This window comes from Arthrobacter sp. M71 S08 (assembly GCF_059089725.1).
In genome coordinates this window covers 729,857-749,580 of record NZ_JBNHEY010000001.1, presented here as the reverse complement: position 1 = coordinate 749,580, position 19,724 = coordinate 729,857, and the positions used below count along the sequence as shown (strand labels likewise).

Below are 19,724 nucleotides of genomic sequence, written 5' to 3'. Positions count from 1 at the left end.
GCCCGAAACGAACCCTAGACCCGAGGCTTCTCGCGCATCTCGTAGGTCTCGATCGTGTCGCCTTCCTTGACGTCGTTGAACGACCCGAGGCCGATACCACACTCGAAGTCCGTCCGGACCTCGGTGGCGTCGTCCTTGAAGCGCTTGAGCGACTCAACCGTGAGGTTGTCGCCAACGACCACGCCGTCGCGCACCAGGCGCGCCTTGGTGTTGCGTCGGATGACACCCGAGCGGACGATCGAACCGGCGATGTTGCCGAACTTGGAGGAACGGAACACCTCGCGGACCTCTGCGGTGCCGAGCTGTGCTTCTTCGTACTCCGGCTTGAGCATGCCCTTGAGTGCAAGCTCAATGTCATCGATTGCTGCGTAGATGACGGAGTAGAAGCGCAGGTCCACACCTTCGCGGTCAGCCAGCTCGGCGACGCGCTCGGCGGGCCGGACGTTGAAGCCGATGATGATCGCGCTGTCGACCGTGGCCAGGTTGACGTCGTTCTGCGTGATGGCACCGACGCCGCGGTGGATAACCCGCAGCGCAACTCCCTCACCGACGTCGATCTTGAGCAGCGAATCCTCGAGTGCTTCGACCGCACCGGACACGTCGCCCTTGAGGATGAGGTTGAGGGTATCAACCTTGCCCTCCGCCACGGCCTGGTCAAAGTCTTCCAGGCTGACGCGCTTGCGGCGCTTGGCGAGGGCCGCGTTGCGGTCTGCAGCCTCGCGCTTCTCAGCGATCTGGCGCCCGGTGCGCTCGTCCGGCGTAACCAGGAAGGTATCGCCTGCACGTGGAACCGTGGACAGACCCAGTACCTGTACAGGACGGGATGGGCCGGCCTCAGTGACGTTCTCGCCATTCTCGTTGAACATCGCACGAACACGGCCGTGGGCGATGCCCGCGACAATGGTGTCGCCGACCATCAGCGTTCCGGACTGGACCAGCACGGTCGCAACCGCGCCCCGGCCCTTGTCGAGGTTAGCTTCGATCGCGATACCACGGGCGTCCTTGTTCGGGTTGGCACGCATGTCGAGCGCAGCATCCGCGGTGAGCAGTACCGCTTCGAGCAGCTCGTCGATCCCTTCGCCTCTCAGCGCCGAGACGTGCACGAACATGGTGTCGCCACCGTACTCCTCGGGAACCAGACCGTACTCGGTGAGCTGACCCTTGACCTTGTCCGGGTTGGCGCCTTCCTTGTCAATCTTGTTCACAGCCACGACGACGGGCACGCCGGCCGCCTGGGCGTGGTTGAGCGCCTCAACCGTCTGCGGCATGACGCCGTCATCCGCGGCCACAACCAGGACGGCGATGTCGGTGACCTTCGCACCACGGGCACGCATGGCGGTGAACGCCTCGTGACCGGGTGTGTCGATGAAGGTAATCGGACGGTTGTCGCCCTCATGCTCGTGGTCGATCTGGTATGCACCAATGTGCTGGGTGATGCCACCGTGCTCACCGGCTACGACGTTCGACTTGCGGATCGCGTCCAGCAAGCGGGTCTTACCGTGGTCGACGTGACCCATGACAGTGACTACCGGAGGACGTGCCTCAAGCTGCGCGTCGACCTCAGCGTCCAGTTCGGCATCCAGGTCGATGTCGAAGTTCTCGAGCAGCTCGCGCTCCTCGTCCTCCGGGGATACAACCTGGATCTTGTAACCGAGCTCAACACCGAGTACTTCGAAGGTGGCCTCGTCGAGCGACTGGGTTGCCGTAGCCATCTCACCGAGGTGGAAAAGAACGGTGACCAGCGCAGCGGGGTTCGCATCAATCTTCTCGGCGAACTCGGTGATCGAAGATCCACGACGCAGCCTGACGACAGTATTGCCGTCACCGCGGGGAACGCTGACGCCGCCCAGCGACGGGGCTGACATCTGCTCAAGCTCTTGCCGCTTCGCCCGCTTCGACTTGCGCTGCTTGCCGCGACCGGCTCCACCCTTGCCGAAAGCACCGGCAGTGCCGCCGCGACCGCGACCGCCCTTGCCGAAACCGCCGCCGGCAGGGGCTCCACCGCCACCACCGGCGCCGGGAGCTCCCCCGGGGCCGCGGCGGGGTCCAGCGCCGGCCGCTCCACCGCGACCGGGCGCCGCTGGGCGCTCGGTCCGGTTCGGCATCATGCCCGGCGTCGGCCGTGCACCACCGGCTCCGGCACCGCCGGGGCGAGGTGCACCCGGACGAGGTGCGCCGGGTCGGGCACCGCCTGCGCCAGCGGCGGGACGGGGACCGCCCGCACCGGCGGCTGGGCGGGGACCGCCCGCACCTGCTGCGGGGCGGGGGCTGCGATCATCCTCGCGGCGTCCGCCCGGGCGGGGCATGCCCTGGGACGTTGCGAACGGGTTATTGCCCGGACGCGGGCCGCCGGAGCGATCGCCGTCGCCTCGGCCGGACCGGGGCATTCCCTGGGACGGCGCAAAGGGGTTGTTGCCGGGACGGGGGCTGCCTTGACGGTCGCCGGGGCGAGCCGCTCCGGGACGCGCCGAGGTCGGCCGTGCAGCTGCCGGCTTCGGGGCCGGCTTGCGGTCGGTGCCGGAGTCACTGCTGGAACCCGATTCGGGAGCGGCAGGGGCCTCTATCTCGGGTTTGGGTGCCTCAGGCGCCTTGAAGGCAGGGGCTGCCGGTGCCTGCTCAGGTAAAGCTTCGGGGGCCGGTGCTGCCGGCTTTTCCGGAGCCGGAGCCGCAGCTGCTGGAGCGGGCGCCGGTGCTGCGGGCGCCGGACGAGGCGTCGCTGACTTGGGTGTGGGCTGGGACCCACGCGCCGGGGCCGGTGCTGATGCCGGCGCCTTGGATGCCGCCGGGGCATCGGGGAAAGCGCCGCGAAGTTTCTTCACGACGGGCGCTTCGATGGTTGAGGATGCCGACCGGACGAATTCGCCCAGTTCCTGCAGCTTTGCTACTGCATCCTTCGAAGTAATTCCGAGCTCTTTTGCGAGCTCGTGTACGCGGACCTTGGCCACATTTCTCCTGTCTCGGTCCGCACCGAGTCAGGAGCGAACCGTCTAATTCCTACTGCAGACCCCAGCTGACAAAGCAGCTGACGCGCCGATTGCAGAGCTCAACAGATTGTTCATCGTTGGGCACTCATGGCTGGGTACTCATCGGGTTTCCATCAGTTTTCTGACCCGCTTTCAGGGAGGACGGTGTACATGCAGGGAATCTCCATCAGGAGACACCCTTGAGTGTGCGCAGCCAGTCTTCAACGCTTCGCGTGTCAACTACGCCTCGAAAGGCGCGGTTGAACGCTTTGCGTTTGAGCGCAAGCTCCACACAGGACGGCCGGGGGTGCAACCAGGCACCCCTGCCCTCCAGCCGACGGCGGTGATCCACCTCAGCGACGTTGAAGCCGCCGCGGTTGACCGCTGACCATCGAACCAGATTGGCTTGGTCTTCACGCTCTCGGCAACCGATGCAGGTTCGTACCGGCTGGTGGCGTAACGACATAAGCCCTATCCATTCTAGCGCCATGGGCGTCGATATGACGCATTGGCGAATTACTGAGGCGAAACCCCGCTGCTTCAGGCGCCGGCGGCGTCGGAAGCTATATCGATCCGCCACCCGGTCAGCTTCGCGGCGAGCCGCGCGTTCTGGCCTTCCTTGCCGATCGCGAGCGACAACTGGTAGTCCGGCACAACCACGCGGGCGCTACGGGTCTTCTCGTCAGTGATGGTCACCGAGGACACGCGCGACGGCGAGAGCGAACTCGCGATGAACGTCGCCGGATCATCGCTGTAATCGACGATGTCGATCTTTTCGTCGTTGAGCTCATTCATTACTGCTCGCACGCGCGAACCCATTTCGCCGATGCAGGCTCCCTTCGCATTCACTCCGGGAACATGCGCCTTCACCGCGATCTTGGTGCGATGGCCGGCTTCCCGGGCGAGGGCGACGATTTCCACGCTCTTATCCGCGATTTCCGGAACCTCAAGCTCAAAGAGTTTTCGGACCAGGCCGGGGTGCGACCGCGACAGCGTGATCGACGGGCCTTTCATCCCGCGGTGCACGTCCACAACGAATGCCCTCAGGCGGGTTCCGTGGAGGTACTTCTCACCGGGAACCTGCTCGGGAGGCGGAAGCAGTGCTTCTACAGAACCCAGGTTTACCTGGATCATGTGCGGGTTGTTGCCCTGCTGAATGAGGCCGGCGACCAGTTCGCCTTCCTTGCCTCGGAACTCTCCGAGAATGTTGTCGTCCTCGGCATCCCGCAGTCGCTGCAGGATGATCTGGCGTGCAGTACTCGCCGCGATCCTGCCGAATCCCGTGGGGGTGTCGTCATACTCGCCCACTGCTACGCCGTCGTCGTCGACTTCGGTGGCCCAGATGGTGACGTGACCGGTCCGCCGGTCCAGCTGTGCACGGGCTATTTCCTGCGCGCCTGGAGTCTTGTGGTAGGCGACCAGGAGCGCCTGCTCGATTGTAGGGATCAGCAGGTCAAGGGGTATCTCCCGCTCCCGTTCGAGTAACCGCAGAGCGCTCATATCTATATCCATTGGGGCCTCCTCAGCAGCCAGCGGTCGTGATCAGTCATTGTCGCCGCCGGGTTCCTCGGCATCAGCGTGGGCAAATTCAACCTGGACGGTACCCTTGCGAATTTTCTCGTAGGGAATCTCGCGGTCCTCCCCGAACTTCGGCTTGGTGCCCTTCTTGACCGCCATCATCGGCCTCAGGATGATGGAAGAGTCCCGGGCGTCCATCAGTCTGCCCTCAAGGTCCTCACCGTCCACCAGCTTCACGGCGACCAGCCTGCCGACGTTCCTCCGCCAGTGGCGCGGTTGCGTCAGAGGCCGGGATACACCGGGCGAAGAGACCTCCAGGTTGTAGGGGCGACCGTCATCCCCCGGATCGTTGTCAAGGGCGTTCGAGACGCTCTGGGATACCTCGGAGATGGTGTCGAGGCTCAAGCCCTCCACGCCGTCGTCCGGCAAGTCGACAACAACGTGCAGCGTCCGGTGGCTCCCGGCGATGCGAACGTCCACGTCTTCGAGCAGGAGATTATGCTGTTCCACGGTTGGACGCAGAAACTCCCGAAGCCTCTCGGCTTCCGCTGCTGCGTCGAGGTGCGCGGGAGCCGCATTTCGGTGGTGTGCCGGGGTGTTCTGCTTGCCGGACCGATCCGCCATTGCCGTCTCCGCTCGATGATGTTGTAGCTACTAGCGTAACGACTTTATGACAGGTCGGTGAATGGCGCACGAAACCTCCTCCGCATGGCATGATGATCGGTTGTGACGCAATCGAAGGACCGTTCCGACTCTTCCGGCAGCGGCTTCGGTGGAGCAGTTTGGCGCATCCTCCGGAGGGGAGCCCTCCTGCTTGTCCTCTTGCTTGTGGCGTCCATTGGCCTCGTCATCGGCAAGGGATCCTCAGAACCCGAACTAAGCCCTTCCGAACTCGCACTCAGCGACGGCTCCGCGGCGGCGCAGGCTCTCGCAGTGACTGCGTCGTCCCTCGAGGAGTCGGCTTCGTCCGCGGACGCTGCGGGCTATGCCGCCCTTGCCGAAATGCTTCAACTGCACGCTTCGGCATTGCGTCCGGCAGGGAGCGCCACGCCATCGCCTTCCCCCGTCTTGTCACCCGCCGAAGGATCGGCGGGGCCGTCTCCTTCAACAGCGCCCGCAGCACCGTCGCCAACGGACTTCCTCGCTGATCTCACGGACTCCTACACGCAGCGCTTCGAGGCGGCGGCGACCGTGGACGCAGGACCGGCCCGCGTGCTTGCCTCGGTGGCCACCGCCCAGTGGCTGCAGAGCCGTGTGCTGGCCCAGCGCCTGAACGCCACCACGCCTGTGCTTCCTGTTCCGGAGATCCAGAACGACGACGGCGCCACCGAGGAGTGCCCGGCGGAGGCCACGCTGGAGCCCGAACCCGGACTGGACGGTGCGCGTACTGCCGTGCTGGCGGAACAGCGCGCCTCCTACGCGTACGAGGTGGTTGCCGCGCGTGCCGCGGAGCCGGAACCGCTCCTGGAGCGAATGACTCAGCATCAGGCCGCAGCGGCCGTGGGGTCGACGATCCTGAGGCAGCACTGTGTTGCCGAGCCGCTCCCGGCGCCGGCCTATGCGCTGGAGGATGGCTTTTTGTCGGATCCGGACACCGCCCTGCCGGAGCTCGAGCACGGGCTGGTGGGCACCTACACAGATCTCGTGGGCGTCAGCGCACCGGGACCGGTACGGGATTGGGCACTTCGGCAACTGGCCGAGACGGCACAGCGCCTGAGCGAGTCCGGAGGCAGTTCAACGCCCGACCTCGGGGCATTCCCCGGGATTGACCCACGCGAATACCCGCCTTCACCGGAGCCGGGAAGTTAGTCTTAGCGGGTGGATGCACGCGACATCGAGCTGCCTGGCACCCTGGTCCGCAGGGTGCTCCGCCTGCCACGGGGCAGGGCGTGGCTGGACAGCTGGGCCGACATCGCAAACCGTTACCTTGAGGAATGGGATCTGGTTCTGGATCTGGAACGGGGCGTCGAGCCGTGGAGCGGACACTGCGCCGTCGTACTTCCTGTCGCCTGCGCCGACGGCCGCCCGGCTGTGCTGAAGGTTACCGCCCCGGATCCGGAGGCGGTTTCGGAGCCGGATGCGCTTGCCCTGTGGGACGGCAACGGCGCCGTCGAACTCCTGGCGAGTGCCCCGGACGACTTCGTCCTGCTGCTCGAACGACTGGACGGTGATTCCTCCCTGGCGGAGCTGCCGTTGTCGGACACCGCCGCGATCTGGGGATCGATCCTGCGACGACTGTCGATCGCACCCAAGGGCCCCGCCGGATCCGATCCCCGCTGGCTTTCCATTCCTTCGGTTGCGGACCAGGCCGAGCAGTGGACCGACACGCTGCCGCTTGAATGGGAGACACTGGGGCGCCCCTTCGACCGTTGGCTGCTCGAGTACGCGCTGGAGGTCTGCCAGCTGCACGGCGCCGTGGGACGACGCCGGGACCACGATGTGCTGGTTCACTCCGACCTGCATTACCTGAATATCCTGCCGGTCCTTGAGCACCCCCGGCAGTTCCTCGCGATCGATCCCAAGCCTGTGCTGGGAGATGCGGAATTCGCCGTCGCTCCGATGCTCTGGAACCGGATCGGCGACTTGTCGCCCGCTGATCCGGCCGCCCATCTGCGGGACCGCTGTACCGACCTTGCGCTCGCGGGTGGACTGGACCCGATGCTGGCCCGGGACTGGTCGGTGGCTCGAGAAGTGGACAACGCGCTGTGGTACCTGCAGAACAGCGTCACCGACGACGCCGCGCGGTCGCTCTGGGTGGCGAGCAACCTGTTGCGCAAACCGCTCACAAACGCACCCCTGCCCGCCGAGCTCGCCGGCCGCTGACAATCGTCCGCGTCAGCGGATGTTTTCCACCCATACGTCGTAGCCGAGTTTCAGGATGAGAGCAGCGACCACCACCAGGAACACCCCGCGAATGAACGTGCTGCCCTGGGTGATCGCCATCCGGGACCCGACGTAGCCGCCCACCATGTTGGCGCCGCCCAGGATGAGACCAAGGCCCCACAGCAGTGACCCGTGGGGAAGGAAGAAGGTCAGGGCCCCGAAGTTGGTGGCCATGTTCACGATCTTGGCCTTGGCACTGGCACCGAGGAAGCTGTATCCGAGCATCGTGACCATCGCGATGATCAGGAATGAACCCGTCCCCGGTCCGATCAGCCCGTCATAAAACCCGATGACCAGGCCGATGGCGCCGGCTGTTCCATAGTGCCGGTGACCGGTATGCCGGAGTTTGGTGAGCGTGCCGACCGTTGGCCGGAACGCGGTGAAGACGGCGACGGCGACGAGGGCCACAACGATGATCGGCTTGAACACCGAAGCAGGCAGAGACGCCGCGAGAATGGCACCGCCGAAACTGCCGGCAAGCGCGATGAAAGCCATCGGCAACGCCGTTCGCAGATCCGGACGTGCACGCCTGAAGTAGGTAATCGCGCTCGTTGTGGTGCCGAAGAGGGAACCCATTTTGTTGGTCGCCAGTGCCTGCACCGGCGTTATCCCCGGCACCATCAGCAGCGCGGGCAACTGGATAAGCCCTCCACCGCCGACCACCGCATCAACCCAGCCGGCGGCGAATCCGGCCACCACCACGAGCACGATAGTAGAGAGCTGGATCTCCTCCAGCCCGGACACCATCCCTGTGCCCTATCCTAGGCGCCGGTAAGCGTATGCAAATGCTCGACGACGTCGGCCACAGCCACGTTCTCGCTGGTTCCGGAGCGGCGGTCCTTGACCTCAACGAGGCCGTCCGCCAACCCGCGCCCGACGACCACGATGGTTGGAATGCCGATCAGCTCGGCATCGCCGAATTTCACTCCGGGTGAGACCTTCGGCCGGTCGTCGTACATGACGCTCAGACCCTTGCCCTCAAGCTCACCGGCAAGCTGTTCGGCTGCAGCGAAAATCTCTTCACCCTTTCCGGTTGCAACCAGGTGGATGTCAGCCGGAGCGACGTTGCGCGGCCAGATGATGCCCTTGTCATCGCGGTTGGACTCCACCAGGGCAGCCACTGCCCGCGTGACCCCGATGCCGTAGGAGCCCATCGTGACGGTAGTCAGTTTGCCGTTCTGATCCAGCACCTTCAGGTGCAGCGACTCCGCGTACTTCCGGCCGAGCTGGAAGATGTGGCCCATCTCGATGCCGCGCTGGGTACGCAGCGTACCGGAGCCGTCCGGTGCTTCGTCACCCTCACGAACTTCCACGGACTCGATCACCCCGTCCCAGCTGAAGTCCCGGCCGGCAACGAGCCCGAAGACGTGCTGCCCGGGTACGTTCGCGCCAGTCACCCAAGGAGTGCCCGGGACGACGCGCGGATCGACCAGGAACGTCAGGCCGGTGGAGCTCTTCGAGCCAAGCACCGCCGTGTCGAGGCTCAGGCCCGGCCCGATGTAGCCCTTCACAAGCCCCGGATGCTTCTTGAGGTCATCTTCGGTGGCGGCCTCGACCGTCACCTCACCGCCGACCGCAAGGTGGACTCCGATGTTCGCTTCGATTCGCTTCAGATCCACGTTCCGGTCACCCGGCACACCGACCACCACGAGCTCGCGCTCACCGGAGGGAAGGACTGCGACCAGCACCACGTTCTTGAGGGTGTCGGCCGCAGTCCATCGACGATCCTCACGCGGCACGGCAGCGTTCGCGTGATCGACAAGGGTTTCGATGGTGGGGGTGTCCGGTGTATCCCGCACCTCAGCGGTCGGGGCATCAGCGTAATCCAGCTCGGGAGGCACCACAGTGGTGACGGCTTCAACATTCGCCGCGTAACCGCCGTCGGACACTACAAAGGTGTCCTCGCCGATTGCGGAGGGGTGCAGGAACTCCTCGCTCCGGGAACCGCCCATGGCGCCTGCAGTAGCGGCAACCGGAATCACTTCGAGCCCGAGACGGTCGAAGATGCGCAGGTATGCTTCGCGGTGCAGGTCGTAGCTTCGCTCGAGACCGGCATCATCGACGTCGAAGGAGTAGGAGTCCTTCATGATGAACTCGCGGCCGCGCAGGAGACCGGCCCGCGGACGCGCTTCATCGCGGTACTTGGTCTGGATCTGGTACAGGCTGAGCGGAAGGTCCTTGTAGGAGTTGTAGAGATCCTTGACCAGCAGGGTGAACACTTCCTCGTGCGTGGGCGCGAGGAGGTAGTCCGCCTCCTTCCGATCCTTCAGACGGAAAATACCCTCGCCGTACTCGGTCCAGCGGTTCGTGGCCTCATACGGCTCCTTGGGCAGCAGCGCCGGGAAGTGGACCTCCTGCGCCCCGATGGCATCCATCTCCTCGCGGATGATCTTCTCCACCCTGGCGAGGACTTTCAGGCCCAGCGGCAACCAGCTGTAGATGCCGGGGGCGGCACGGCGGATATACCCGGCACGCAGCAGCAGACGGTGGCTCGCCACCTCAGCTTCGGCAGGATCTTCGCGCAGCGTGCGCAGGAAAAGGGTGGAGAGTCGAAGGACCACGCTTGGAATCCGTTTCTTTGGCACTATCTGCCGCGAATGAAGGGGAGCATGGCGGCAGCAAACAACACCTACCAATCTAACCGGTCCGGCGGGTAGTCAGTGACACGCACCCTCAGAGCAGGCGAAGCTCCGCCACAATCAGATCCGTCAACCGTTCGGCCCGGGCAATATCGGCTTCCGGATCGGTCGAACTTCCTACCAGCACGTCGATCACCGTGCTGCCCACCACGGACATCACCGTAATGGACTGCTGGACGGTTCCGGGGACCTGGGCGGTTGTGCGCAGGGCAAGATCCTCGTCCGCGGCGGTATCAACTTCCACCTCTACCACGGTGGTCCTGATCTCCTGGTTCGAGATCACCATGGTGAACTCGGAACACACGTTCAGCTGGCTCCGGCTGGCCTGCACCTGGGTAATCGCCACGCCCTCCGAGGGGAGGCTCGAAAGGCTGACGGTGTCCGGCTGAAGCGAGGACTCCCCCGCAAATGTCATGGCGGCGCGGCTGGCCCCGGCGGAAAGCGGGTCCTGGCTGGGTTCCGCGTAGACATTACATTCCTCGGGCGTTACAACAATGTCCTCCGCCCGGCGGGCGCCCTCTTCCTCAAGTGCGCGAAGCTCTTCGTCCGAGATGACCTGCGCGTTGAGCGGCTCGGCTTCGTCAACCGTAACCAGCACGGCCTCGAGCTGTTCGGCGCTCAACTGGGAGCCGTCTCCCGTCCCACCCGGCTCCCCCTGGCTGGGCTCACCCGGGCTGGAGGGGCTCGCTTCTGCCGTTGTTGCCTGGGGCTGTCCCGGCAGCTGCTCCCTCACCGATTCGGAAGTACAGCCGGCCACCGCCATGACAACAGCGAGTCCGCTGACAAAGCGGGAGACGCTCCTCATGGTGGGCCTTTCGGGATGTAGGGACGGTGCATGCGCGGGTCGGATCAGAAGAGCACCGTGGCGAACTCACCCGCCTGTCTGAAGCCCACGGTCTTATACAGGGCCAGGGCCCGTGTGTTGAACGAGTTCACGTAGAGGCTGGCGACCGGGGCGAGCTTGAGTGCTTCGTTCACGACGGCTGACATGTAGCCCGCGGCAAGCCCCTGCCCACGATAGTCGGGGTTGACCCAGACACCCTGGATCTGTGCCGTGCTGGCGGAGACCGTCCCAAGTTCGGCCTTGAAGATCACCCGGCCGTCGTCGTCGAAATCCACGAGGGAGTGGTGCCGGCGAATCAGGCTGGCCACGCGCCGCCGGTAGTGCTCCTCACCGCCGACGTAGGGTGAGTAGCCGACCTCTTCCTCGAACATGGCCGCACAGGCGGGCAGAATCTTTTCAAGCTCATACGATTCCGTGTGGCGCAGGGTGGTCGACGGAGGAACCGGAGACGGCTCCCGGATCTCCAGCAGGGGCTGCTGGGCACGGACGTCGAAGGGCTCGGGACTGTAGGAGCTCAGAGTGGACCAGAGCCCCATCACACTCACGGCGGGGCCGAAAATGGAGGAGAAGCGCCGACCGCTCTCACCGAGCAGGGTTCCCAATGCGGCAGCGTCTTCACCGGCCATACCGACCGGAACCAGGTTGACGCCGGTCCAGCACGCGGAAACCAGGCTGGAGCCGTAGAACGCGCCGATCACCTCGCCCCCCGACGACGACGGCGCCGCCGTACCGGCTGCCTCCAGGTGGGCGGCCATGAATACATTGGCCGTGCTGTCCGAGTTCACCAGTTGCCAAAGGTGCGAGGTGTCTTTCCCGGCAAGGGTCCGGAACGCAACTCCGTCTGGCGAATGCTTACCGGACGGTAACCACGGGGCCACCCGAGCCAGCAGTTTCGCCATCGGTCTCGCCCATCTCTTCTGCAATCCTCATTGCTTCCTCAATGAGTGTCTCAACAATCTGGTCCTCAGGAACAGTCTTGATGACTTCTCCCTTGACAAATATCTGGCCCTTCCCGTTTCCGGAGGCCACACCGAGGTCTGCTTCACGGGCCTCGCCCGGGCCGTTCACCACGCAACCCATAACCGCGACCCGCAGAGGGATTTCCATACCCTCGAGCCCGGCTGTTACCTGGTCTGCCAAGGTATAGACATCCACCTGGGCACGGCCGCAGGAGGGGCAGGAGACGATCTCCAGCTTGCGCGGACGCAGGTTCAGCGACTGCAGGATCTGGTTTCCGACCTTGATCTCCTCGACGGGAGGCGCTGACAGTGAAACCCGGATGGTATCGCCGATTCCCTTGGAGAGCAGCGCCCCGAAGGCGGTAGCGGATTTGATGGTGCCCTGGAAAGCGGGCCCGGCCTCCGTCACGCCGAGGTGCAACGGCCAGTCGCCCCGTTCGGCCAACAGCTCATACGCACGCACCATGATCACTGGATCATTGTGCTTGACCGAGATCTTGAAGTCGTGGAAATCGTGTTCCTCGAACAGGGATGCTTCCCAGACAGCCGATTCAACGAGCGCTTCGGGGGTTGCCTTGCCGTATTTCTGCAGCAGGCGGGGATCGAGCGACCCGGCGTTGACGCCGATCCGGATGGATGTGCCGGCGGCCTTCGCCGCGGCGGCGATTTCCTTGACTTGGTCATCGAACTTCCGGATGTTGCCTGGATTGACACGAACCGCCGCACACCCGGCGTCAATCGCTGCGAACACATACTTCGGCTGGAAATGGATGTCGGCGATCACCGGGATCTGCGACTTCCGGGCGATGATCGGCAGGGCCTCGGCATCATCCGCTGAGGGGCAAGCCACCCGGACGATGTCACAGCCGGAAGCGGTGAGTTCGGCGATCTGCTGAAGGGTGGCGTTGATGTCCGTGGTGGGAGTTGTGGTCATGGACTGCACGCTGATCGGCGAATCTGAGCCGACGCCCACGGAGCCCACCTTGATCTGGCGAGTCTTGCGCCGCGGTGCCAGCGTGGGCGGCGGAGCGGCGGGCATTCCGAGGTTGACCGAGGTCAAAGCATCCTCCAGGGATAGGTTCTTGGCTAGGTGTCGAGCGACGGGTTGCTGATCACTTGTGACCAGCTAGCGATTCGCGTGCTCAGCGAGAACCCCGACGACGGGATTCCACTGTGTTGTCTTGACTGCTGATATAACTCCCGCAGCGGCAAAAGGGTCCTGCTTCAGCAGGTCGTTCAACTCAGCTTCGCTATCAGCAACAAAAAGCAGCAACGCTCCCGCATTGTCCGCGAAAGGCCCCGACGCGAGCACGTTTCCCCTGCCAACCAGCTGGTTCAACCATTCCCGGTGAGCTGGGCGGTGTTCATCCCGGCGGGCTTCGGACTCGGCCCCATACACGTACTCCACTGCGAAAACACTCATGCATCCACCCTACGTGATCAGAGCAGGTAGACAGCTGTGAGGCCCGCGACAGCGCAGGCCCAGAGCAGGGAGGTCAGCGTCCCAATGATGAACCGCTCGGCGGCCGCGGGAGTTTCCTTGAGCTCCGCGTAACGTCCGAGACCCTTGATTGCGACGACATAGGCAATGGCAATCGGCTCGCCCAGGAGAATGGCGAGCGCTACAGCAGTCCGCTCAAGGATGCCGATCACCAGTCCGCCGCGCAGAACACCGGGTACATCCGGGGCCGCTTCACCGAGCGCTTCCTCTGTTCCCGGTTCCGTCCCGTCCTGGGGTGTGGGAGCGGGAAGTTCCTTCTGCTCCTCCACTGCGCGTGCCAGTCGAAGGACGGCGAGCGTGAGGGGCCAACCCAGAATTCCTGCAACGAGCAGGGCTAGAGAGCCCCACAAAAAGTCCATTATTCTCGTCCCCCGTCTGCGGCCTGCTCAACATTTCCCTCCGCCAGCTGCAACAATACTGCGGCCGCCGGACGTGCAGCCCACTCCTCGATCCATGCTGACCGGAATACCGCCTTGCTCACGGCCTGTGGACTGATGTCCAGTTCCCGCGCGACCGCCGACTGGCTTCCCCTCTGCTGCGGCTCGAGGAGATCCAGGATCCGCCACTCCGCATCGGACCGGTGCATAACAAAGCGTCCGATGAGCGAAAGAACGCCTTCAGCCTCGGCAGCACCGTGCGGCCCCTCCACGGCAAGAGGTGCGCGGTCGCCGGTCTTCTTGGCGCGCTCGACGGCGGCCCTTGCCTCCACGAAGGCGTTCCCCCTTCCCTCGCGGGGACTTGCCGGAAGCGGAAGCTCTACAGCTCCGATACCTATTCCGACGTACCAGCCCCCGTCACGCAGGCAACGCAGCGCGGCCTCAATGACATCCTCGGGCGAACTCAGTACTCCCTGAATCTCATCGCCGACCGACCGCTCGAATGGGACCGCGGTAGACACCCCATCCAGATGGTTCAACAGGTCCGGCACCCTGTCGGGTTCATAGGTGCTGTTGCGCTGATCGATCGTCAGGACGTACATATCTCAACCATAAGAGGTTGATTTAGTAAATTCAACCAATATTGGCTGAAATTCTAAATTCAACCTAACCGAAGAGATCAACCGGCTTCACGATATCCGCGTAGATCAGGAGAGCACCCATACCCATAAGAAGGATCGCGACTGCGTACGTCACCGGAAGCAGTTTCGCCATATCGAACGGGCCAGGATCCGGCTGCTTGAAGAGCTTCGCCACCCCACGGCGCAATCCCTCCCAGAGGGCACCGGCCACATGGCCGCCGTCGAGGGGCAGGAGCGGGATCAGATTGAACACGAACAGCGCAAGGTTGACGCCGCCGACGAGACCTACGAGGGTAGCCGCGCGGGCTTCCACCGGAATCTCCTCCATCGCAGAGACTTCACCGGCGATTCGGCCCACGCCCACCACACTGATGGGCCCCTCCGGATCGCGTGGCGCATCCGAAAATGCGGCTTCCGCAACCTGTGCCACCCGTTGCGGCAGGTTGAGCACGACGCCGGTCACACGCACCAGGCTCTCACCCACCGCCGGCATGACCTCCGATGCCGGTTGCGGCACCAGTTCCTGGCGGGACCCGACTCCGATGAAACCGACCTCCTGCATCGTGGGAGTACCGTCAGCGTTCAGCTTCGCCCTGCCGTCGACGTCGGGCACCGGACGTTCGGTCAGCAACGGCTGGATCGTTGCATTGATCGTTTCACCATTCCGGACGTAGGTGATCGGCACTTCCTGCCCGGCCGCCTCGCGAATCCGGGAGGACAGCTCCGTCCAACCGCTCACTTCGCGCCCGTCGAAAGCCACGATCCGGTCCCCCGGCTGCAGACCGGCCTCAAACGCGGGAGCGGCTGGGTCTGCCGGCCCGCAGTCGGTCTGCCCCGTCTCGCGTTGCTGGGCGGCGGGGACAACACACTGATACACCTCGGAGACGGTGGTGGTGGGCTGTGCAGATCCGAACCCCATGATGAGGATTGCGAACATGACGATGCCGATCAGCAGGTTCATCAGCGGCCCGCCGAGCATGATGACGATCCGCTTCCAGATGGGTAGCTTGTAGAAGACGCGGTTGTCGTCCCCGGGCTGGAGCTGCTCGGCCGCGATCTGGCGCGCATCTGCTGCCAGCTGCTGGAACATGCCGGTGCTGGACTGGCGGACGGGAGCACCGCCGTCGGCCGTTTTTGCAGGCGGGAACATGCCGATCATCGAAACGTACCCGCCCAGCGGGAGTGCCTTCACGCCGTACTCGGTTTCGCCCCTGCGCCTGGAGAAGATTGTTGGGCCGAACCCGATCATGTACTTCGTCACCCGGACCCTGAAGAGCTTGGCAGGTACCAGGTGACCCACCTCGTGCAGCGCAATGGACGCCGCGATGCCGACCGCTACAAAGAGCACCCCGGCTATGAACAGCAAAATCGACACTCGTCAGTTCCTTAGTGGTGGGTGAATCTCAGTCTGGAAACCACAACGAATCCGCGCGCTGCCCCGTGCCCAGGCTTCGGCGTCGAGCACTGACTGGAGGGTAAGCACGGGCTCGCTGGTGTGGCTTTCGACGACGGCGCGCACCGTGTCGACGATGTCGGTGAAGCCGATTCGGCCGGCATGAAACGCCGCCACGGCTTCTTCGTTGGCGGCGTTGTATACGGCCATGAACGTGCCGCCGCGGGATGCTGCGTCCTTGGCGAGCGCGACAGCCGGGAAGGCCTCCTGGTCCAGCGGTTCGAACGTCCAGGAGGTGGCCTTGGTCCAGTCACATCCGGCGGCAGCGCCGGTTACCCGGTCAGGCCAGCCCATGCCGAGGGCGATAGGGAGGCGCATGTCGGGAGGGGACGCCTGTGCAATGGTGGATCCGTCGACGAACTCCACCATTGAGTGCACCACCGACTGGGGGTGAACGACGACGTCGATCCGGTCCAGGGGCACGTCGAATAGCAGGTGCGCCTCGACAACCTCGAGCGCCTTGTTCACCATCGTTGCGGAGTTGGTGGTGACCATCAGGCCCATGTCCCACGTGGGGTGCGCGAGCGCTTCAGCCGGGGTGACCGACGCCATCTCGGCGCGCGAACGGCCACGGAACGGTCCGCCGGATGCAGTGAGCACCAGGCGGCGGACTTCTTCGGGGGTTCCGGAGCGGAGTGCCTGCGCGATCGCGGAGTGTTCTGAATCGACGGGCACAATCTGCCCGGGACGTGCTGCGTCACGGACCAGCTGACCGCCGGCGATGAGCGATTCTTTGTTGGCGAGGGCCAGCAGGTGGCCCTGCTTCAGCGCGGCTAGGGTGGGTGCCAGGCCGATCGAGCCGGTGATGGCATTGAGGACGACGTCGGCTTCCGGCCACGAAGCGAGGCTTGCGGACGCGTCAGCACCGGTGAAGAGCTCGGGGCAATACCCGTCCTTGCCGGCCTTCCGGGCGGCGTCGGTGATGGCCGCTTCCAGTTCTTGGCGGGATCCGACAGCCGCAGCGACCGCCGGAGCACCTGATTCCACCGCCTGCGCCGCGAGCAGCGGCAGGTTCGAACCACCGGCGGACAGGCCTGCAACGGTGAACAGGTGCGGTGACTGCGCGATGACGTCGAGGGCCTGCGTGCCGATCGAACCGGTGGATCCGAGGATGACGACGCGGCGCGGCGCAGAGTGCGCTGGAGGGAAATCCATGTCCCCAGTATCCCGCACCACCGGGTTCAGGTCGGGCGTCCAACCCGTCGCAGGGTCTGCTCGGCGTGCCGGAGGATCGGCTCATCGACCATCCTGCCGCGGAAGGTGAACACGCCGTCGTGCTGCTGTGCCTCCGCAAGCACGTCACGTGCAAACTGCTCCTCGTCGGCCGAGGGTCGGTACGCCTGCCGGATAACCTGCACCTGGCTGGGGTGGATGCAGGCTTTCATGCCGAATCCGGAGGCGACGGCGTCACGTGCCTCCTCGGTGAGACCCTCGATGTCAGGAATATTGACGTAGACAGCGTCCACGGCCTGTTTGCCGGCCGCTGCCGCGGCCAGGAGCACCGTGGAACGGGCGTGCTTCGCGATGTCGCGGTAGCTGCCGTCGTCCTTGCGGCTGGCCGTACCACCGAGCGAGGCGACCAGGTCCTCGGCTCCCCACATGAGTGCGACGACGTTGGGTTCCTCGGCAAGCTCTCTAGCCTTCTGCACGCCCCGGGCCGTCTCGCACAGTGCCACCACGTCGAAGCCGTTCAGCGCCCACAGATCCTCGCATCCCTCGGTCTTGGCCAGCATGACGGTCCGGTACTTCGTCTCGCGGAGGGCCTGGAGATCCCTCGCGAACTCGTGACTCTGGGCCGGATTCACCCGCACGACGATCTTCGCCGGGTCAAGCGGATGGGAGATCAGCGCTTCACGGGCGCCGGCCTTACGGTCGGGAGCCACCGCATCCTCCAGGTCGAGGATCACGGCGTCGGCGCGCTCGGCAGCCTTGCCGAACCGCTCCGGACGGTCAGCGGGGCAGAACAGCAGGGCGGGGCCCATGGTGAAGTCAGTCATGAACGCCCTTTCCTTCTCCGTGCGCGGCAGAAGACCACATCAGGACGGTGCGGGTAGCCAGCGCCACCACCTCACCGGTCTGGTTCCTCCCTGTGTGTTTCATGGTCACCAGTCCCTGGCCCGGACGGGAGTTCGACGGCCGTTTCCCGGTAATCTCTGTCTCGGTGTAGAGGGTGTCGCCATGGAACAGGGGTTTCGGGAAGGAGACATCCGTCAGTCCCAGCTGGGCCACGATGGTTCCCTGCGTGAGCTGGGTAACCGACTGCCCGACGACGGTGGCGAGGGTAAGCATGGAGTTCACCAGCCGCTGCCCGAAGGGCTGCTCCGCGCTCCACGCGGCATCGAGGTGCAGCGCCTGCGTATTCATGGTCAGTGTGGTGAACAGGACGTTGTCGGCTTCGGTCAGCGTCCTGCCCGGACGGTGCGCATACACCACGCCGGTCTCCAGCTCGTCATAGTAGAGCCCCCGCTGCACAATGGCACGCTGTCCTGGGGCCTCACCGCTCATCGAGGTCGACTTCCAGCGGTGCGCCGGTGGCGGCAATAACGTCATCCACGCTGACGCCGGGCGCTGTTTCGCGGAGCACCAGAGTGCCGCCGTCGCGCTCGTGGTCGATGTCGATCACCGCCAGATCGGTGATGATCCGGTCAACACAGCCCTTCCCGGTCAACGGCAGCGAGCACCGCTTGACGATCTTGGGGTTGGAGTTCCGGTCGACGTGCTCCATCATGACGATCAGGCGTTTGGCGCCGAACACCAGGTCCATGGCACCGCCCATTCCCTTGACCATCTTGCCCGGGATCATCCAGTTCGCCAGGTCTCCGTTGGCGGCCACTTCCATGGCACCCAGGACGGCAAGGTCGACATGCCCGCCGCGCACCATGCCGAAGGAGGAGGCGGAGTCGAAAAAGGCCGCCCCCTTGTTGACGGTCACAGTCTCCTTGCCTGCGTTGATGAGGTCGGGGTCCAACACCTCCTCGGTCGGGTATGGTCCGACGCCGAGGATCCCGTTTTCTGAGTGGAGCACCACCTCGACACCGGCGGGAATGTAGTTGGGGATCAGGGTGGGCATGCCGATACCCAGGTTGACGTACTGCCCGTTCTCCAGCTCCTGGGCCACCCGAGCGGCCAGTTCATTTCGTGTCAGGGCCATGGTTAGAGCTCCTTCGCCTGGCTGGAGGGCTTGTCTGAATTGAGGGAGACCGTCCGCTTCTCAATGCGCTTCTCGATGTTCGGTGTATGGACCACGCGCTGCACGAAGATGCCGGGCGTATGGATGTGCTCCGGGTCCAGTTCACCCGGCTCGACCAGCTCCTCGACTTCGGCGATAGTGATCCGGCCGGCCTGGGCACACAACGGGTTGAAATTCATGGCCGTTGCGTGGAAGACCAGGTTGCCGTGGCGATCGCCTTTCCACGCGTGGACCAGTGCGAAGTCGGGGTTGACCGACTCCTCGAGCACGTAGTCCTGCCCGCCGAACTCCCGCACCTCCTTGGGTGCGGACGCGATGGCGATATTGCCTGCGTCGTCGTACTTCTGCGGCAGGCCGCCCTCGCTCACCTGCGTGCCCACGCCCGCCGTCGTATAGAACGCGGGAATGCCCGCGCCGCCGGCGCGCAGCTTCTCCGCCAGCGTTCCCTGCGGCGTCAGAACTACCTCGAGCTCGCCCGCGAGGTATTGCCGGGCGAACTCCTTGTTCTCACCGACGTAGGAGCTGATGGTCCGGCGAATGCGGTGGTCATCGAGCAGGCGTCCCAACCCCCAGCCGTCCACCCCGCAGTTGTTGCTGATCGTTTCAAGCCCGGAGGTCCCCTGATCGTGCAGGGCGTCGATGAGCGCTACAGGAATACCGCAGAGCCCGAATCCACCGACCGCCAGGGATGCTCCGTCCGGAATGTCCGCTACGGCCTCGGCCGCTGAGCCGACGACTTTGTCTATCACTGCTTCT

Annotated in this window: 20 protein-coding genes; 2 read left to right on the top strand and 18 right to left on the bottom strand. The window is 64.7% G+C overall.

The genetic code is table 11. The features are described from left to right. Positions 1-14: 14 nt before the first annotated feature. The 4 genes from infB to rimP all read right to left on the bottom strand — a co-directional run bounded on the left by infB (position 15) and on the right by rimP (position 5,105). Positions 15-2,945, bottom strand: coding sequence for a translation initiation factor IF-2 (infB, locus tag AC5RTB_RS03475; RefSeq protein WP_494059670.1), 2,931 nt, complete (start codon positions 2,943-2,945; stop codon positions 15-17). A gap of 205 nt (positions 2,946-3,150) precedes the next feature. Then, positions 3,151-3,429, bottom strand: a complete 279-nt coding sequence (locus AC5RTB_RS03470) for a YlxR family protein (protein WP_494059669.1) — start codon at positions 3,427-3,429, stop codon at positions 3,151-3,153. Positions 3,430-3,503: 74 nt separating this feature from the next. Beyond that, on the bottom strand, positions 3,504-4,475 hold the full coding sequence (nusA, locus tag AC5RTB_RS03465; RefSeq protein ID WP_494059668.1) for a transcription termination factor NusA: 972 nt from the start codon (positions 4,473-4,475) through the stop codon (positions 3,504-3,506). A 30-nt stretch (positions 4,476-4,505) separates the two neighbouring features. After that, positions 4,506-5,105: a ribosome maturation factor RimP gene (gene rimP / locus AC5RTB_RS03460; protein ID WP_494059667.1), complete on the bottom strand. Its 600-nt coding sequence runs from the start codon at positions 5,103-5,105 to the stop codon at positions 4,506-4,508. A 102-nt stretch (positions 5,106-5,207) separates the two neighbouring features. Here rimP and AC5RTB_RS03455 point away from each other — a divergent pair, with 102 nt between their 5' ends. Together AC5RTB_RS03455 and AC5RTB_RS03450 are read left to right on the top strand one after the other, a co-directional pair. Beyond that, a complete protein-coding gene (locus AC5RTB_RS03455; RefSeq protein ID WP_494059666.1) occupies positions 5,208-6,290 on the top strand; it encodes a DUF4439 domain-containing protein in 1,083 nt (360 codons plus the stop codon). Positions 6,291-6,299: 9 nt separating this feature from the next. Then, positions 6,300-7,304, top strand: coding sequence for an aminoglycoside phosphotransferase family protein (locus AC5RTB_RS03450; protein WP_494059665.1), 1,005 nt, complete (start codon positions 6,300-6,302; stop codon positions 7,302-7,304). 12 nt (positions 7,305-7,316) lie between these two features. Here the strand turns inward: AC5RTB_RS03450 and AC5RTB_RS03445 are convergent, their stop codons facing one another. The 14 genes from AC5RTB_RS03445 to AC5RTB_RS03380 all read right to left on the bottom strand — a co-directional run bounded on the left by AC5RTB_RS03445 (position 7,317) and on the right by AC5RTB_RS03380 (position 19,717). Next, positions 7,317-8,111 carry a sulfite exporter TauE/SafE family protein gene (locus AC5RTB_RS03445; RefSeq protein WP_494059664.1) on the bottom strand — a complete coding sequence of 265 codons (795 nt, stop codon included), beginning with the start codon at positions 8,109-8,111 and terminating at the stop codon, positions 7,317-7,319. Between the two features lie 14 nt (positions 8,112-8,125). Next, positions 8,126-9,925, bottom strand: a complete 1,800-nt coding sequence (locus tag AC5RTB_RS03440) for a proline--tRNA ligase (RefSeq protein ID WP_494059663.1) — start codon at positions 9,923-9,925, stop codon at positions 8,126-8,128. 112 nt (positions 9,926-10,037) lie between these two features. Further along, complete coding sequence (locus AC5RTB_RS03435; RefSeq protein WP_494059662.1) at positions 10,038-10,808, bottom strand: hypothetical protein; 771 nt, start codon at positions 10,806-10,808, stop codon at positions 10,038-10,040. Between the two features lie 44 nt (positions 10,809-10,852). Next, complete coding sequence (locus AC5RTB_RS03430; RefSeq protein ID WP_494059661.1) at positions 10,853-11,602, bottom strand: GNAT family N-acetyltransferase; 750 nt, start codon at positions 11,600-11,602, stop codon at positions 10,853-10,855. A gap of 97 nt (positions 11,603-11,699) precedes the next feature. After that, a complete protein-coding gene (gene ispG, locus AC5RTB_RS03425; protein WP_494059660.1) occupies positions 11,700-12,866 on the bottom strand; it encodes a flavodoxin-dependent (E)-4-hydroxy-3-methylbut-2-enyl-diphosphate synthase in 1,167 nt (388 codons plus the stop codon). A 66-nt stretch (positions 12,867-12,932) separates the two neighbouring features. Then, complete coding sequence (locus AC5RTB_RS03420) at positions 12,933-13,229, bottom strand: YciI family protein (RefSeq protein ID WP_494059659.1); 297 nt, start codon at positions 13,227-13,229, stop codon at positions 12,933-12,935. 17 nt (positions 13,230-13,246) lie between these two features. Further along, positions 13,247-13,666: a hypothetical protein gene (locus tag AC5RTB_RS03415; protein WP_494059658.1), complete on the bottom strand. Its 420-nt coding sequence runs from the start codon at positions 13,664-13,666 to the stop codon at positions 13,247-13,249. Then, positions 13,666-14,286 (bottom strand): MarR family transcriptional regulator, encoded by a 621-nt coding sequence (locus AC5RTB_RS03410; RefSeq protein WP_494059657.1) that lies wholly within the window; start codon positions 14,284-14,286, stop codon positions 13,666-13,668. Before AC5RTB_RS03410 ends, AC5RTB_RS03415 begins: the two co-directional genes overlap by 1 nt. Before the next feature lie 64 nt (positions 14,287-14,350). Then, a complete protein-coding gene (locus AC5RTB_RS03405) occupies positions 14,351-15,700 on the bottom strand; it encodes a M50 family metallopeptidase (protein ID WP_494059656.1) in 1,350 nt (449 codons plus the stop codon). Positions 15,701-15,703: 3 nt separating this feature from the next. Next, on the bottom strand, positions 15,704-16,933 hold the full coding sequence (dxr, locus tag AC5RTB_RS03400; RefSeq protein ID WP_494059655.1) for a 1-deoxy-D-xylulose-5-phosphate reductoisomerase: 1,230 nt from the start codon (positions 16,931-16,933) through the stop codon (positions 15,704-15,706). Positions 16,934-16,959: 26 nt separating this feature from the next. Continuing rightward, positions 16,960-17,775 (bottom strand): HpcH/HpaI aldolase/citrate lyase family protein, encoded by an 816-nt coding sequence (locus AC5RTB_RS03395; protein ID WP_494059654.1) that lies wholly within the window; start codon positions 17,773-17,775, stop codon positions 16,960-16,962. After that, positions 17,768-18,283 carry a MaoC family dehydratase gene (locus tag AC5RTB_RS03390; protein ID WP_494059653.1) on the bottom strand — a complete coding sequence of 172 codons (516 nt, stop codon included), beginning with the start codon at positions 18,281-18,283 and terminating at the stop codon, positions 17,768-17,770. Before AC5RTB_RS03390 ends, AC5RTB_RS03395 begins: the two co-directional genes overlap by 8 nt. After that, entirely contained in the window at positions 18,273-18,929 is a 657-nt protein-coding gene (locus AC5RTB_RS03385) for a CoA transferase subunit B (RefSeq protein WP_494059652.1), read from the bottom strand. Before AC5RTB_RS03385 ends, AC5RTB_RS03390 begins: the two co-directional genes overlap by 11 nt. A gap of 2 nt (positions 18,930-18,931) precedes the next feature. Next, a complete protein-coding gene (locus AC5RTB_RS03380; protein WP_494059651.1) occupies positions 18,932-19,717 on the bottom strand; it encodes a CoA transferase subunit A in 786 nt (261 codons plus the stop codon). Positions 19,718-19,724: the final 7 nt, after the last annotated feature.

What these genes read in the sequence shown, in the direction of transcription:
- AC5RTB_RS03470 (WP_494059669.1), bottom strand. Translation starts at nt 3,429, where the DNA reads ATGTCGTTACGCCACCAGCCGGTACGAACCTGCATCGGTTGCCGAGAG.
- nusA (WP_494059668.1), bottom strand. Translation starts at nt 4,475, where the DNA reads ATGGATATAGATATGAGCGCTCTGCGGTTACTCGAACGGGAGCGGGAG.
- rimP (WP_494059667.1), bottom strand. Translation starts at nt 5,105, where the DNA reads ATGGCGGATCGGTCCGGCAAGCAGAACACCCCGGCACACCACCGAAAT.
- AC5RTB_RS03445 (WP_494059664.1), bottom strand. Translation starts at nt 8,111, where the DNA reads ATGGTGTCCGGGCTGGAGGAGATCCAGCTCTCTACTATCGTGCTCGTG.
- AC5RTB_RS03435 (WP_494059662.1), bottom strand. Translation starts at nt 10,808, where the DNA reads ATGAGGAGCGTCTCCCGCTTTGTCAGCGGACTCGCTGTTGTCATGGCG.
- AC5RTB_RS03430 (WP_494059661.1), bottom strand. Translation starts at nt 11,602, where the DNA reads ATGGCCGCCCACCTGGAGGCAGCCGGTACGGCGGCGCCGTCGTCGTCG.
- AC5RTB_RS03420 (WP_494059659.1), bottom strand. Translation starts at nt 13,229, where the DNA reads ATGAGTGTTTTCGCAGTGGAGTACGTGTATGGGGCCGAGTCCGAAGCC.
- AC5RTB_RS03415 (WP_494059658.1), bottom strand. Translation starts at nt 13,666, where the DNA reads ATGGACTTTTTGTGGGGCTCTCTAGCCCTGCTCGTTGCAGGAATTCTG.
- AC5RTB_RS03410 (WP_494059657.1), bottom strand. Translation starts at nt 14,286, where the DNA reads ATGTACGTCCTGACGATCGATCAGCGCAACAGCACCTATGAACCCGAC.
- dxr (WP_494059655.1), bottom strand. Translation starts at nt 16,933, where the DNA reads ATGGATTTCCCTCCAGCGCACTCTGCGCCGCGCCGCGTCGTCATCCTC.
- AC5RTB_RS03395 (WP_494059654.1), bottom strand. Translation starts at nt 17,775, where the DNA reads ATGACTGACTTCACCATGGGCCCCGCCCTGCTGTTCTGCCCCGCTGAC.
- AC5RTB_RS03390 (WP_494059653.1), bottom strand. Translation starts at nt 18,283, where the DNA reads ATGAGCGGTGAGGCCCCAGGACAGCGTGCCATTGTGCAGCGGGGGCTC.
- AC5RTB_RS03385 (WP_494059652.1), bottom strand. Translation starts at nt 18,929, where the DNA reads ATGGCCCTGACACGAAATGAACTGGCCGCTCGGGTGGCCCAGGAGCTG.